At 46.1% G+C, this 14,975-nt stretch carries 11 protein-coding genes; 10 read left to right on the top strand and 1 reads right to left on the bottom strand.

The annotated features are described in order from the left end of the window. Positions 1 to 216: 216 nt before the first annotated feature. Complete coding sequence (locus ACTWQL_RS09175) at positions 217 to 477, bottom strand: YgaP family membrane protein (protein WP_443142143.1); 261 nt, start codon at positions 475 to 477, stop codon at positions 217 to 219. A 153-nt stretch (positions 478 to 630) separates the two neighbouring features. Between ACTWQL_RS09175 and ACTWQL_RS09170 the strand changes: the two genes are divergently transcribed. The 10 genes from ACTWQL_RS09170 to ACTWQL_RS09125 all read left to right on the top strand — a co-directional run bounded on the left by ACTWQL_RS09170 (position 631) and on the right by ACTWQL_RS09125 (position 14,969). Further along, positions 631 to 2,358: an adenine deaminase C-terminal domain-containing protein gene (locus tag ACTWQL_RS09170; RefSeq protein WP_443142142.1), complete on the top strand. Its 1,728-nt coding sequence runs from the start codon at positions 631 to 633 to the stop codon at positions 2,356 to 2,358. Between the two features lie 612 nt (positions 2,359 to 2,970). Beyond that, a complete protein-coding gene (locus ACTWQL_RS09165; protein WP_443142141.1) occupies positions 2,971 to 4,017 on the top strand; it encodes a DUF3048 domain-containing protein in 1,047 nt (348 codons plus the stop codon). A 21-nt stretch (positions 4,018 to 4,038) separates the two neighbouring features. Further along, on the top strand, positions 4,039 to 4,338 hold the full coding sequence (locus tag ACTWQL_RS09160) for a YerC/YecD family TrpR-related protein (protein ID WP_443142140.1): 300 nt from the start codon (positions 4,039 to 4,041) through the stop codon (positions 4,336 to 4,338). 244 nt (positions 4,339 to 4,582) lie between these two features. Further along, positions 4,583 to 5,269, top strand: coding sequence for a heptaprenylglyceryl phosphate synthase (locus ACTWQL_RS09155; protein ID WP_443142139.1), 687 nt, complete (start codon positions 4,583 to 4,585; stop codon positions 5,267 to 5,269). A gap of 69 nt (positions 5,270 to 5,338) precedes the next feature. Then, positions 5,339 to 7,558, top strand: a complete 2,220-nt coding sequence (gene pcrA, locus ACTWQL_RS09150) for a DNA helicase PcrA (protein WP_443142138.1) — start codon at positions 5,339 to 5,341, stop codon at positions 7,556 to 7,558. A 27-nt stretch (positions 7,559 to 7,585) separates the two neighbouring features. Then, entirely contained in the window at positions 7,586 to 9,592 is a 2,007-nt protein-coding gene (gene ligA / locus ACTWQL_RS09145) for an NAD-dependent DNA ligase LigA (protein WP_443142137.1), read from the top strand. Between the two features lie 19 nt (positions 9,593 to 9,611). After that, positions 9,612 to 10,808, top strand: coding sequence for a CamS family sex pheromone protein (locus tag ACTWQL_RS09140; RefSeq protein WP_443142136.1), 1,197 nt, complete (start codon positions 9,612 to 9,614; stop codon positions 10,806 to 10,808). Between the two features lie 367 nt (positions 10,809 to 11,175). After that, positions 11,176 to 12,726, top strand: a complete 1,551-nt coding sequence (gene pruA, locus ACTWQL_RS09135) for an L-glutamate gamma-semialdehyde dehydrogenase (RefSeq protein WP_443142135.1) — start codon at positions 11,176 to 11,178, stop codon at positions 12,724 to 12,726. A 163-nt stretch (positions 12,727 to 12,889) separates the two neighbouring features. Beyond that, entirely contained in the window at positions 12,890 to 13,447 is a 558-nt protein-coding gene (locus ACTWQL_RS09130) for a tyrosine-type recombinase/integrase (protein WP_443142134.1), read from the top strand. 13 nt (positions 13,448 to 13,460) lie between these two features. Continuing rightward, complete coding sequence (locus tag ACTWQL_RS09125; protein WP_443142133.1) at positions 13,461 to 14,969, top strand: potassium/proton antiporter; 1,509 nt, start codon at positions 13,461 to 13,463, stop codon at positions 14,967 to 14,969. Positions 14,970 to 14,975 lie beyond the last annotated feature (6 nt).

Below are 14,975 nucleotides of genomic sequence, written 5' to 3'. Positions count from 1 at the left end.
GGAAAGCTCCCAAACCGGGAGCTTTTTCATTTTTTATAGGCGTGGGCCGCGGTAATCCGGCCAGTTTGGAGTGTAATCCGGCGGGTTTGATGCATAATCCGGCGGAAATCACACACAATCCGGCCACTTTCAATCCGATTCCGGCCAAAGGTTACTTTTTACACCTTCACGCCTCAAAAAGGAGTGCTTCACCAATCAAAAAGAGTGCTTCACCAATCAAGAAGGATTGATCGGAGAGCCTTCTTTTGTCAAGGAGGCGAGGTCCATGTTCGTCAGCTTTTGACCGTTTTCATAAAGATCAGTCATAGGGCAATATTTTGTAATCCCTTCGCCAACCTTCATCGCACCAAGCATCATCGTGAGCAGATGACTTTGACGGTGCGGTTTACGACCCATTCTCGCTGCCGCATAAGCGACCATTGTCAAACCTACTGTAATTCGGATCAATGCATTCACTGTGCCTATGTTCTGTTTCATATTGTTCTCCTCCTTTTAATGGTTTTTCGGCTTTCCAGACTTTGCCGAGACACAGCTTTACTGCGTTATACTGTAGCGATTTTCCGGGTTATGGTATCATGGTGTACAGAAGATTCTAACAAATAGAAACCATACATACACCGAGGTGATGAAATGTCACAGCATTTAGTGAATTGGTCGAAGCAGCAGCTCCGTACCCATGTCCAAGTCATTCAGGGCGAACAACCGCCCACGCTTGTCTTAGAAAATGCTACATACTTGAACAACGTTTTGAAAAAATGGATCACGACAAACATATGGATTTATGAGGATCGGATCGTCTATGTTGGCAGTAAAATGCCGCAAAACAACACGGGATGCGAGGTGATCGATTGCGAAAACCGATATATCGTTCCAGGTTATATCGAACCTCATGTCCACCCATTTCAACTTTATAATCCCCAGACGTTCGCTTCTTATTCAGCAAAACGGGGGACGACGACGTTCATTTGCGACAATCTGATGCTTTTGCCATTAGAAAAAAAGAAAGCGCTTTCGTTCATGACGGATATCAATGAACTTCCCTATACGTTTTTCTGGTGGTGCCGTTATGATTCGCAGACAAAACTGCAGAATGAAGATGAGATTTTTTCTGAGGAGATGTTCGGTCAGGTCCTGGATCATCCATATACCTTGCAAGGTGGTGAATTGACGAACTGGCCGCAAGTGCTGAAAGGCGACGATAAAACGCTCCATTGGATGCAGGAGACGAAAAGGCGAGGGCTGAAAATCGAAAGCCACTTGCCAGGCGCCTCGGAACGGACTTTAGCAAAGCTGGCTGTGCTTGGGGCAGATTGTGACCATGAAGCGATGACCGGAGAGGAAGCGGTTCTCCGCATGTCGCTCGGCTATACGACTTCGCTGCGTTATTCGTCAATCCGTCCAGACTTGCCAGACATTTTAGAAGAGATGATTGCGCTTGGTGTCGAGAATTTTGACCGCGTGTTGATGACGACGGACGGCTCAACACCGAATTTCCATCGTGATGGAGTGACTGATGTAGTGCTCCGGATCGCTCTTGAAAAAGGGATCCCAGTAGAAGATGCGTATGCGATGGTTTCCTACAATATTGCGCGCCATTATGGGATCGACCATCAGTACGGAATGATTGCCCCTGGCCGGGTCGCGAACCTGAATATTTTAAAAGATCCGAAAGAGCCGACGCCAGAGGCTGTTTTATCGAAAGGAAAATGGGTCACAGAAGAACCGGAACCAGCCTTCAATTGGGCGGATTACGACATCAAGCCTTACAATCTTGATTGGTCGTTAAAGGTAGAGGACCTCGACGTCGTTTCACCAGCAGGGATTGATATGGTGAACTCGGTGATTACGAAGCCTTACAAAACTGAGCATGATTTTACAGTTGACGAACTTGCCCAAGATCATAATGAAAGCTTTTTTGCGTTGGTCGACCGGAATGGAAAGTGGCGGGTTAACGCGATGCTGAAAGGTTTCTCGACGGGCGTGTCAGGGTTTGTCAGCTCATATTCAAATAGCGCCGACATATTATTGATAGGAAAAAGCAAAAAAGATATGGTGACGGCATTCGAACGATTGAAAGAAATCGGCGGCGGGATCGTGCTTGTCGAGAAAGGTGAGGTCATATGTGAAATCCCGCTCACGCTGAATGGTGGCTGCTCCACAGAGCCGATGGAAACGGTCATGGACCAGCAGGATCAACTGGTGAAAGAACTGAAGGATCGGGGCTATACTTTTGTGGATCCGATCTACAGCCTGTTATTTTTTTCATCGACTCATTTGCCTTATATCCGTATCACGCCAAGCGGCATTGTTGATGTCTTGAAAAATGAGGTACTGTCCTTTCCTGTTGTAATGCGTTAAACTAGTAGTAGTTGACGAATGATAAACTGCAAATTTCTTTGTTACTCGGTTTTTCCGGTCCTCAAGTATTATTTATACGTTCCGGTCCTCAAAACCATCGTGCCTCGAACTTTTTGTTTCTAATTCGTCAACAGAAGATTAATCGATGTAGTTGAGAAATTATTAACTGCGAATATTCGACGCACAGGACGTGCTAGTACTGCCGTTGTCATAGGACATGACGTTTTTAGGCAGTGATTGTTACTTGGTTTTTGCGATCCTCAAGTAGGACAGTGAAGCTGCTATACTGCGAAGCAAAAACATTGTGCACCTGCGTCTGCATGGTGATCCTACCGAAGGAGGCTTCCTCGGTGCAAGGCAGTAATGATGTAATGCAAGTTAGTAGCCTTCCTCAAAACCAACGTGCCTCAATCTTTCGACGTACAGGACGTACTAGTGCCGGCGTTGTCATAGGACGTGACGTATTTAGCCGGTGTTGTTTCTAATTCCTCAACTGTTTAAAAGGATTTTTATATTATTCATCATTGTAGTCTTTGAGGACTTTTTATAGGGTTATCGGTCAAGGGTTGTTCTGAGAGGGAATCAGGGAAATACTAGGGGGAGTTTTACTAAATGAATAAAAAAAGGTTGTTTGTTGCGTGTTTCGTAGCATTGATCCTTATGCTTTCGGCGTGTAGTTCGAAGGAAACATCAAAGCCAAGTGATGACGCGGCTTCAAAAGACACTGGCATCGAGAAGAAGGAAGTGGACGACAAGCCGAGGTTTGCGTACACGTTTCCGCTTACAGGTAAAGGGACAGACGAGGCGCTGGCATCAAGAGCGGTAGCGGTCATGGTCAACAATGCACCAGAGGCAAGACCGCAGTCCGGTTTGCATAAAGCTGACATCGTCTATGAAGTTTTGGCGGAAGGGAAAATCACAAGATTGCTTGCCGTTTTCCAGAGTGAGGAGCCTGACGTGATCGGACCGGTCAGAAGTGCGCGTGATTACTACGTGAGACTCAGCAACGGATTCGATGCGATCTACATCCATCATGGTTGGAGTCCATCTGCAAAATCGATGCTGACCTCGGGGAACATCGACTCGCTGAATGGCTTGTATTACGATGGGACATTGTTCAAGCGTGCGAATTTCCGGAAAGCACCGCACAACTCGTATATCACCTACGAAAACATCTTGAAGGAATCCGAGAAAAAGAAGTTCGAATTACAGCAGGAGATTCCAGCGTTTTCATTTTTAAAAGAGGATGAAGTGACAGCAATTGAAGGGGATCCCGCAAGTACAGTGACTGTTTCATACGGTGATCATTATAAAGTTCACTACCGCTATCAATCGAAAAAAGGCACATACTTGCGATATGTGAACAATGAGCAAACTGTCGACAGGGAAACGGAAATACCGATCGAGCTTGAGAATGTGCTGGTCGTCGGTGCCAACCACCAGGTCATTGACAGTGCCGGTCGCCGTAACATCAATCTTGAAAGTGGCGGTGACGCAATTCTATTCCAACAAGGGAAGTCACAAGAGATAAATTGGAAGCATGAAAAAGGACGAATCATTCCAGTAAAAGATGGAGCAGAGGTTCCATTCGTACCAGGCAAGACATGGGTGAATCTGGTGCCTGCGTCAGACCTCGGTCCAAACGTAAGCTGGGAATAGTTTTGGAGGAGTGATTAAGGGATGCAAATTGATAAACTAAGAGGAAAAACATTGGATCAGCTTTTCGATGCGATTCTGACACTGAAAGACCGGGAAGAGTGCTATCGTTTCTTTGACGATCTAGCGACAATCAATGAGATCCAGTCGTTGGCACAGCGTCTGGAAGTGGCGCGTATGCTGCGTGAAGGCTATACGTATCATAAAATCGAAAAAGAAACGGGTGCAAGCACAGCCACGATCTCACGTGTGAAGCGCTGTCTCAACTACGGAAACGACACCTATGAAATGGCGCTCGAACGAGTCCATAACAAACCTGAATAAGATGAAAAGGGGCTGACTTTTGCGAGTCAGCCCTTCCTTATGGAAGAACGACAAAAATAAGAGATTTTCTTCAAAAATTTCGAAAAAGCTACAAAAGTAGCCTTGAGAACTACAAAAAATTGAAAATAACTACAAAAATGGAGAGATTAACAACAAACGCCGATTCAGCTCTGAACGTTTGTTTTTACCCGTACTCTTTTCTGTTATAATCCTTAGAGGAAGTGGTTACTTAGGAGGACAGCCTATGTTTGAATATAAAGAATGGAAGCACGTTTTCAAATTGGACCCGGACAAAGAAATCACCCCTGAAGCCCTGGATCAGATTTGTGAATCAGGGACAGATGCGGTGATTGTCGGCGGGAGTGACGGAGTGACGCTTGAAAATACGATCGATCTTCTATCTCGGATCCGCAAATACACCGTCCCTTGTGTGCTCGAGGTTTCGAACATCGAATCGATCACGCCGGGATTTGATTTTTATTTTGTGCCGAGTGTGCTCAACAGCAAGAACCCGGATTGGATCGTCGGTCTGCACCGGGAAGCGATCAAGGAATACGGCGAGCTCATCAATTGGAACGAGCTCGTGACCGAAGGCTATTGCATCGTGAACGGTGAATCGAAGGCCGCGCAAATTTCAGAGGCCGACACAGACTTGAACGCAGAGGACATCCTCGCATATGCACGGATTGCTGAGCATATGTTCCAGCTGCCGATTTTTTATCTCGAGTACAGCGGGACTTATGGTGATGTGGAAACAGTGAAAGATGTGAGCACGATCCTCGATAAGACACGTTTCTATTACGGCGGCGGTATCAAAAATGTGGAACAGGCTAGAGAGATGGCGCAATTTGCTGATACAATAGTCGTTGGAAACATCATTTATGAAGATTTGGAAGCAGCGATCAAAACGGTGAAAGTCGTTAAAGGATGAATTGTGTTTTCAGATTGCTTCGATTAGAATAAAATATAGGAACATACGTTTGTATAGGTGGTGGGAAATGTGCAACAAATTGTTGAACGGCTGCTCTCGGGGTTGAATCCTGAACAGAAGAAAGCGGTCAAGCATACAGAAGGCCCCCTCTTGATCATGGCTGGAGCGGGAAGTGGAAAGACGCGGGTTTTGACCCATCGGATCGCGTATTTGTTAGTTGAAAAAGGTGTTGCCCCGTGGAACATCCTTGCGATCACGTTTACGAATAAAGCAGCGCGAGAAATGCAATCGAGGGTTGCGACGATTACCGGTCCGGTTGCGGAAAGCATCTGGATTTCGACGTTCCACTCGATGTGCGTACGGATTTTAAGAAGGGATTCCGACCGGATCGGAATCAACCGCAACTTCACGATCCTTGATGCGACGGACCAACTGTCTGTCATCAAACAGGCGCTCAAAGACCTGAACCTTGATACGAAAAAGTTCGATGCGAGAGGAATCCTCGGAACGATCAGTTCAGCGAAAAACGAGCTGAAGACGGCGGCTGATTTCCAGAAGACAGCACAGGGAATGTATGAAGAAGTAGCGGCAGATGTTTATGAGGTGTACGAAAAGCAGCTTCGTAAAAACCATGCCCTCGACTTTGATGACTTGATCATGTCGACGATCAAGCTGTTTCAGCGTGTGCCAGAAGTGCTCGAGCATTATCAGCGCAAGTTCCAGTACATACACGTGGATGAGTATCAGGATACGAACCGCGCGCAATATGTGCTCGTAAACCTTTTGGCTGAACGGTACCGGAACCTTTGTGTCGTCGGGGACTCGGATCAATCGATCTATCGCTGGCGTGGAGCGGACATCGCGAATATCCTCTCGTTTGAGCAGGACTATGCGGATGCTGAAGTGATCTTGCTTGAGCAGAACTACCGCTCGACAAAACGGATCCTCCAGGCGGCAAACGAAGTGATCCAGAACAACACTGGACGGAAGCCGAAGAATCTTTGGACAGACAATACGGATGGGCAGAACATCAGTTACTACCAGGCCGACAGTGAGCATACGGAAAGCTATTTTATCGTCGGAAAAATCAAGGAAATGCTGCTAGGGGAGCGGAAGCCGTCGGATGTTGCAATCCTTTACCGGACGAATGCACAATCGCGTGTCATTGAGGAAGCGCTCGTCAAATCGAACATCGCTTACCAGATCGTCGGCGGTACGAAGTTCTACGATCGTAAGGAGATCAAGGATATCCTTGCGTATTTGCGTCTGATCGCCAATCCGGATGACGATATCAGTCTGAGCCGGATCATCAATGTGCCCAGACGAGGAATCGGGGCTTCGACACTCGATAAAATCGTCCAGCATGCCGCGATGCATGACCTTTCCATCATGGACGCGCTCGGTGAGGTCGAGCTGATGGGCTTGAGCGCCCGTTTCGTGAACGCGCTGACTGAATTCCGCGATCAAGTGATGAACTGGTCGAAAATGCAAGAATATCTTTCGGTCACTGAATTGACAGAAGAAGTTCTGGAGAAGACTGGTTATAAGGATGCTTTGAAAAAAGAGAAGACCATCGAGTCGCAGAGCCGGCTTGAGAACCTTGATGAATTCCTTTCCGTCACACAGGAGTTCGAAAAGCAGAATGAAGATAAAAGCTTGATTGCCTTCTTGACGGATCTTGCCCTGATCGCTGATATCGACAAGATGGACGATGATGAAGAGGACAAGAAGAAGGATGGCGTCGTATTGATGACGCTTCATTCGGCAAAGGGGCTTGAATTTCCTGTTGTCTTTTTGATGGGACTTGAAGAAGGTATCTTCCCGCATAGCCGTTCCCTTTTCGATGACGATGAGATGGAAGAGGAACGCCGTCTAGCTTATGTCGGGATTACCCGTGCGGAAGAAGAGTTGTTTTTAACGAATGCAAAAATGCGTACGCTATACGGGAAAACGACGATGAACGCACCTTCCCGTTTTATAAACGAGATTCCGGATGAGATTGTGGAATCATTGAATGAAGAGCAAGAAACATTGCCATGGCAGAAAACGTCTAATCAGATGCCGACTGCTGGCGCACCCCGCCAGTCACATCGGACGGCTCCTGCTCGTAAAAGCGGCGCATCGCTTGACTGGAGTGTCGGCGATAAAGCGAAGCATGGCAAATGGGGTGTCGGAACGGTCGTCAGCACGAAGGGTAAAGGCGATTCCCTTGAGCTCGATATCGCATTCCCGCAGCCGACTGGCATCAAGCGTTTGCTGGCGAAGTTCGCACCAATCGAAAAAGCATAGAACCTGATCAAGAAAAGAGGTAAAGTGATGACTGAGGAACAAGCGAAGGCCAAAATCGAAGAATTAAGCAATTTACTCAATCAATATAATTATGAATATCACGTTTTAGATAAGCCGTCCGTACCAGACGCGGAGTATGATCAGAAGCTTCATGAGCTGATCAAGCTTGAGCAGGAATTCCCACAGTTTCGTGCTGAGGATTCACCTACCCAGCGTGTTGGCGGAGACCCGTTGGATTCGTTCAAAAAGGTTGAGCACCGTACACCGATGCTGAGTCTTGGCAACGCGTTCAATGAGCAGGATCTCAGGGATTTTGATCGCCGAGTCCGTGATGGTGTCGGCGGGAGAATCCAATACGTATGTGAGCTTAAAATCGATGGTCTCGCGGTTTCGCTTCTCTATGAAAACGGCCGTTTTGTCCGTGGAGCAACCCGGGGTGACGGTACAATAGGAGAAGACATCACGAATAATTTAAAGACAATTCGTTCCATTCCACTTCGTTTGAAGGAAGACGCAACACTTGAAGTTCGGGGTGAAGCCTTCATGCCGAAACCCTCTTTTGAAAAATTGAACGAAGCCCGTGAGAAGGAAGGCGTCGAAGTGTTCGCGAACCCTCGAAACGCCGCGGCTGGTTCGTTGCGGCAGCTCGATCCGAAGATTGCATCACGCCGTAACCTCGATATTTTTGTTTATGGTGCAGGCAATTATGAAGGCCGGAATGTGGAGTCACACAGCGAAAGTCTTGATTACCTCGAGGAGCTTGGGTTCAAGACGAATCCGGAATGGAAACATTGCGAAACGATTGATGAAGTTATTGAATATGTGAATGGCTGGGTAGAGAGACGCCCTGATCTGAACTATGAAATTGATGGGATCGTTATCAAGGTCGATTCTCTTGACCAACAGGATGAGCTGGGTACGACGGTAAAAAGTCCGCGCTGGGCGGTGGCATACAAGTTCCCTGCCGAAGAGGTCGTTACAAGACTTGAGGACATTGAGCTGACGGTGGGACGGACAGGTGTCGTGACGCCGACTGCGATTTTGGAGCCGGTCCAGGTAGCAGGTACGACGGTAAAACGTGCCTCACTCCATAATGAAGATCTGATCCGTGAAAAGGACATCAAGATCGGGGACTATGTCATTGTAAAAAAAGCGGGAGATATCATCCCTGAAGTCGTGAACGTAATTGAAGAGAAGCGTACGGGTGAGGAGCAGGATTTTCACATGCCGACGCATTGTCCGGAATGTGAAAGCGAGCTTGTCCGAATTGAGGATGAAGTCGCATTACGCTGTATCAATCCGAAGTGTCCAGCCCAGATCCGTGAAGGATTGATCCACTTCGTTTCACGGAACGCAATGAATATCGATGGCCTGGGCGAAAAGGTCATCACCCAGCTGTTCAATGAAAATCTGATCAAAGACGTCGCTGATTTGTATGAGCTGAAGCGGGAAGAGCTGCTTCAGCTTGAACGGATGGGCGAGAAGTCTGTTGATAATCTTTTAAAAGCGATTGTAGCATCGAAAGACAATTCCCTTGAGAAGCTGGTGTTTGGTCTAGGGATCCGGAATGTTGGTGCGAAAGCAGCCCGGACATTGGCGGAGAACTTTGAGACGATGGAAAACCTGCAAAAGGCGACCCGAGAGGATATCACGTCGATTCATGAGTTCGGCGAGATCATTGCCGACTCTGTTGTGGTGTATTTTGAAAAACCTGAAGTAACACAATTATTGGATCATTTGCGCGAAGTAGGCGTGAACATGGAATATAAAGGGTTGAAGCGAAGCGAAACCGAAAACATCGATTCTCCGTTCAGCGGCAAGACGATCGTGTTGACGGGCAAATTGCTGCAACTCTCTCGGAATGAAGCGAAAGCAGAAATTGAAAAGCTTGGAGGCAAGGTGACAGGAAGCGTGAGCAAGAGCACCGACCTGGTCATTGCCGGTGAAGATGCAGGGTCGAAGCTTACAAAAGCGGAGAAGCTCGGTATCGAAGTCTGGAATGAAGACACTTTTGTCGGCCAGCTGAATGATTAAGGAGTGTGCAGTTTAGGGGATGTTTAAAAAGCTATTCGTGATACTCAGTGCCTCACTGATCCTTTTGTCCGGATGTATGCCCTTTGATAACCTGAAACGTGATGAAGTCGTGGAAGATGAAGCCAATGAAAATGAACAGGCGATTCCTCTGCGTAATATCAACACGACGGATGACAAGTATTATAAGTCGTTGAAAAATTATGAGCCTGGAGTGGCGCGTGGAGAAATTTCATACGGTGTCGATAATCGGATCGATGTCGATGAATTGGAAACAGGGTTGATGAGAATTTCAAAAGAGACGTTCTCAATCGATGATTATTATTTTCAGAATGGCCAATACTTGTCGAAGGCGACCATCCGGAACTGGTTGAAGCGTACCTCGGAAGAGCCAGGGCAATCCAGTGATAAATTCATTCAAAAGGGTTTGAATCCAGGGATTAATGAGAAAGCCTACAAGAATGCCTCTATAGATGAGAGGAAGGAAATGCTGAAGCAGAATCCGAAAATCCTCTCTTATATTTTGGAGCAGAACTATTTGCAGGACAGTGGGAAGGATTCTGTTAAAATTGCGGGTATTTCACTCGCCTTGTCCTTCCACTCGACCTATTATTTTACCGTTCAGGATGACCAGGGACGCTTGCACCGTGATGAGGTGAAGCTTAATGCCTCTGAAGTGAAAGAGTATGCACAAAAGACGGGTCAGGAAGTGATCAATCGTCTGCGGCAGCATCCTGAGCTTCAGGATGTACCGATTACCGTGGGACTATTCCATGAAGAGAAGCACGGTGCAGTCGTGCCGGGCAACTATTTTGCGAAAACGGTTGTGAAAGGCGGACAGACCAAAGCGAATTGGGAAAACGTCAATGAGAAGTACTACTTTTTCCCTTCTAGTGATGCGGAAGAAGATCACCGCGAGGACCATAACACGTTTATCCAATTTGAAGAGAAAATCAAAGAGTACTTCCCAAACTATATCGGGGTCGTCGGTAAAGCGTTGTACCGCAACGATCGGATTTCGAAGCTGACGATTGAAATCCCGATGCAGTTCAATGGTAAAGCGGAAGTGATTTCATTTACGCAATATGTGAATTACCTGGTGAAGCAATACTTCCCGGATGAGGTCGTCGAGGTCAACATCAAATCCTCGCTCGAACAGAACGAAAGCCTCATCGTATCCGACCCATCTAAAGAAGATTCAGTCGTTCACATCTACTAGAACTTAATTAATACTATGAAAATGACAAAACAGAATGGCCAATCTGCCATTCTGTTTTTTTGGACCTTTAAAACGGTGCCTGGTACACTTTCAGATCCCTTGGGAGAGAAGGGGTTTAGAATTGTTTTTGTATATTTGGTTAATAGGGCAGGGCGGAAATTGAGCGGACCACTTGAAGTAACTGGGTTTGATGCTGTATTTATAATCACTCGCACGAGTAAAAATGAATAGCTCGTGAATGAAATATTCTGACTATTGCTGGATGTTTGAAAGCATAATTTTCATAGTGTAGAATGAGGATGTAATTGAAAACTTTTGTATGCGTTTTCATTACTACTCTATTGCGATATTGGAGGGGTTCATTCTTATGGTAGTACCTTACAAACACGAGCCATTTACTGATTTTTCCGTGAAGGAGAATCGTGAAGCTTTTGAAGAGGCTTTGAAAAAAGTCGAGAACGAATTATTAGGTAAAGACTATGACCTGATCATCAATGGAGAGTATGTCTCTACAGATGACAAGATCGTATCGATCAATCCTGCGAATAAGGAAGAGGTCATCGGTCGTGTTTCCAAAGCGAACCAAGAGCTCGCTGAAAAGGCGATGCAATCAGCGGACACAGCTTTTGAAACTTGGCGCAAGGTAGATCCGGAAGAGCGTGCCAACGTATTATTCCGTGCTGCTGCAGAAATTCGCCGCCGTAAGCATGAATTCTCTGCTTTGATGGTAAAAGAAGCAGGTAAGCCGTGGAAGGAAGCGGACGCTGATACAGCTGAAGCGATTGATTTCCTAGAGTACTACGGACGTCAAATGCTTGAAATCAAGGACGGTAAACCGATCCAAAGTCGTTCGATCGAACACAACCAATACAAATACATTCCTTTAGGTGTTGGAATTACGATTTCTCCATGGAATTTCCCGTTTGCGATCATGGCTGGAACAACAGTTGCACCGATCGTCACTGGTAACACTGTCATTTTAAAACCAGCAAGTGCGACGCCGGTCGTTGCAGCATGGTTCGCGGATGTGATGCTTAAAGCTGGAACTCCAGCAGGCGTATTGAACTATCTTCCTGGAAGCGGTTCTGAAGTCGGTGACTATCTTGTCGATCACCCAAGAACTCGTTTCATCAGCTTCACAGGTTCCCGTGATGTTGGTACACGAATCTGGGAACGTGCGGCAAAAATTCAGGACGGCCAAAAATGGCTTAAGCGTGTAATCGTTGAAATGGGCGGTAAAGATACAGTCGTCGTCGATAAAGATGCTGACCTTGATCTCGCAGCTCAATCGATCGTCTTCTCAGCCTTCGGATTCGCTGGACAAAAATGTTCTGCCGGTTCCCGCGCAGTCGTTCATCAGGACATCTACGACGAAGTTCTTGAAAGAGCTGTCAAGCTTACCAAAGAGCTTAATGTCGGTGAACCTACTGACCACAACACGTACATGGGACCTGTCATCGACAAAGGCGCTTATGACAAGATCATGAGCTACATCGAGATCGGTAATGAAGAAGGCCGTCTTATGGCCGGTGGTGAAGGTGATGACTCTAAAGGATTCTTCATCCAGCCAACGATCTTCGCTGATCTCGATCCGAAAGCACGCCTCATGCAGGAAGAAATCTTCGGGCCAGTTGTCGCATTCAGTAAAGCGCGTGACTTTGACCACATGCTTGAAATTGCGAACAACACGGAGTATGGTCTGACTGGAGCACTTCTTACAAACGACCGTGATAAAATCAAGCGTGCGAAAGAAGACTTCCATGTTGGTAACCTATACTTCAACCGTGGATGTACAGGAGCAATCGTTGGATATCAACCATTTGGTGGATTCAACATGTCTGGAACAGACTCCAAAGCTGGAGGACCAGACTACCTCGTACAACACATGCAACCGAAGACAACATCAGAAGGACTATAAGAAAAATAGATTAAACCCCTGTCGGTCTGCGATAGGGGTTTTTCTGTTTACCCTAAGTATAAGCAAAGTTTATTTCTATTTTTCAGAAAAATGCTGAACAAACCAATTTAATGTTACATAATCCTATGTTATAATAATAATATGTAACATAGGGGGTGACGGCATGAAAACGGTTGAAGCGATTAAAGACGAAGAAAAGCTGCAAACGATGAAACGATATCTCAAGAACAAATCAACACGTGATTATTGCCTGTTCCTGCTTGGTATCAATACGGGCATTCGCATTCATGATCTTCTCCATATCAAAGTCAATGAACTCATGGATGAAGCAGGCAGCATGTTCACCTATCTCCAATCTAATCTATATAACGCCCCCCCTGTTTATTTGAACGATGCAGTGCTACTAGCATTACGTACATGTATCAATGAGCGAGACCTCAAACACTCGGATTTTTTATTCAAATCACGTAAAACGAACGAACCGATCAGCAGACAACAAGCGTATCGAATTATCAATGAAGCATCCAAACACGCAGGCATCACTGGTTCGATTGGAACCCATACTCTGCGCAAAACGTTCGGTTATCATGCCTATAAGAAAGGCATCGCCATCTCACTTATCCAAAAACGATTACAACATCATACTCCCTCTGACACACGCCAATATCTCGGATTGACCACTCAAGCACCTAAGAACCTACAACTGGATGTAAACCTTTAGGAGGGGTTGCACTTTGTTTGAAGATATTTTACACACAGATACCTTTATCTTATTGACGGCGATCCTCTTCATCGTCGGAGTCCTGACAACGAAGTTCTCGGATCGATTGGGCGTTCCTTCACTCGTCCTTTTCATGGCAGTTGGAATGATCATGGGGAGCGATGTATTGAACATCATTTATTTTGACAATGCCAGTACAGCGCAAATGATCGGCATATTCGCACTGATCATCATCCTTTTCGAGGGTGGACTTCAGACGAAATGGAATAAACTTCGACCAGTCATCATGCCATCCCTTTCACTCGCTACAGTCGGAGTGATCCTTACATCAGGCATTGTCGCGGTCTTTGCCAAGTTCATCCTTGGGTTGGGTTGGATGGAAGCAGCGCTATTTGGTGCCATTGTCGGCTCAACGGATGCTGCAGCAGTTTTCGCTGTTTTAAAAGGTCAGAACATCAATGATCGGGTGGGAACGACTTTGGAAGCAGAGTCGGGCTCCAACGATCCGATGGCGGTGTTCCTGACGATCGCTCTCATCGAACTCATTACTCTCCCTGACACGAATATTTTTACGTTGATCGGATCCTTTTTCGTCCAGATGGGCCTCGGGCTTCTCCTCGGGTATCTTTTTGGCAAATTGTCTGTCGCTGCTTTGAACCGTATCAATCTCGATTCAAGTGGACTTTATCCTTTATTCGCCATATCATTTGCATTGCTCACTTATGGAATTACAGCTTTCATGAACGGCAGCGGATTGCTTGCGGTATATGTCCTTGCCATCATCATCGGGAACCAGGAAATCGCCTACAGACATTCGATTTCTCGTTTTTCAGAAGGATTCGCCTGGATGATGCAGATCCTCATGTTTGTAATCCTTGGCTTGTTAGCATTTCCTGCAGAAGTATTTACATGGGACATTACGTGGAAAAGCTTGCTCATCTCTGCGATATTGATGCTTATCGCTCGGCCGATTGCGGTATATCTTTCAACACTGAATATGAAGTTCACGTATAAAGAACTGGCATTCCTGTCCTGGGCTGGGTTGAAGGGAGCCGTTCCGATTGTGCTGGCGACATTTCCCTTACTAGCAAACATTGAAAACAGCCATCTGATTTTTAATGTCGTGTTCTTCGTAGTCCTGACCAGCTGTCTGATCCAGGGTTCTACGATTACAAATGTCGCTGAAAAGCTTAATTTGACAGGACCTAAGAAATCAACCCCGATTCATTCAATTGAGCTGGTTTCTTTACAGAAGGCATCAGCTGAGATGATTGAGTATGAGATGGAGGATGATGCTGAAATAATTGGAAAACAGTTGGTGAACATTCCGTTTCCAGAGGGTTCCTTGATCAATGCCATCATAAGGGACGATAAACTGATTACGCCAACAGGGAATACTGTCATTCATGCCGGAGACTTTCTCTATATCCTTACTTCAAAAAAAGATAAGGAGAAGTTAAAAAAGTTATTGAAAGAAAAAAGACAGCTCCCTGCAAAAGAAGTCAGTGAAAATTCATCTTAACCACAA

Origin of the sequence: Pseudalkalibacillus sp. R45 (genome assembly GCF_052246725.1) — a bacterium.
In the GTDB taxonomy this organism is placed as follows: domain Bacteria; phylum Bacillota; class Bacilli; order Bacillales; family Fictibacillaceae; genus Pseudalkalibacillus.
This window is presented reverse-complemented; position numbering and strand designations above follow the sequence as displayed.

Coding starts and splice junctions, on each gene's coding strand:
- ACTWQL_RS09175 (WP_443142143.1), bottom strand. CDS start 477: ATGAAACAGAACATAGGCACAGTGAATGCATTGATCCGAATTACAGTA.
- ACTWQL_RS09170 (WP_443142142.1), top strand. CDS start 631: ATGTCACAGCATTTAGTGAATTGGTCGAAGCAGCAGCTCCGTACCCAT.
- ACTWQL_RS09165 (WP_443142141.1), top strand. CDS start 2,971: ATGAATAAAAAAAGGTTGTTTGTTGCGTGTTTCGTAGCATTGATCCTT.
- ACTWQL_RS09160 (WP_443142140.1), top strand. CDS start 4,039: ATGCAAATTGATAAACTAAGAGGAAAAACATTGGATCAGCTTTTCGAT.
- ACTWQL_RS09155 (WP_443142139.1), top strand. CDS start 4,583: ATGTTTGAATATAAAGAATGGAAGCACGTTTTCAAATTGGACCCGGAC.
- ligA (WP_443142137.1), top strand. CDS start 7,586: ATGACTGAGGAACAAGCGAAGGCCAAAATCGAAGAATTAAGCAATTTA.
- ACTWQL_RS09140 (WP_443142136.1), top strand. CDS start 9,612: ATGTTTAAAAAGCTATTCGTGATACTCAGTGCCTCACTGATCCTTTTG.
- pruA (WP_443142135.1), top strand. CDS start 11,176: ATGGTAGTACCTTACAAACACGAGCCATTTACTGATTTTTCCGTGAAG.
- ACTWQL_RS09130 (WP_443142134.1), top strand. CDS start 12,890: ATGAAAACGGTTGAAGCGATTAAAGACGAAGAAAAGCTGCAAACGATG.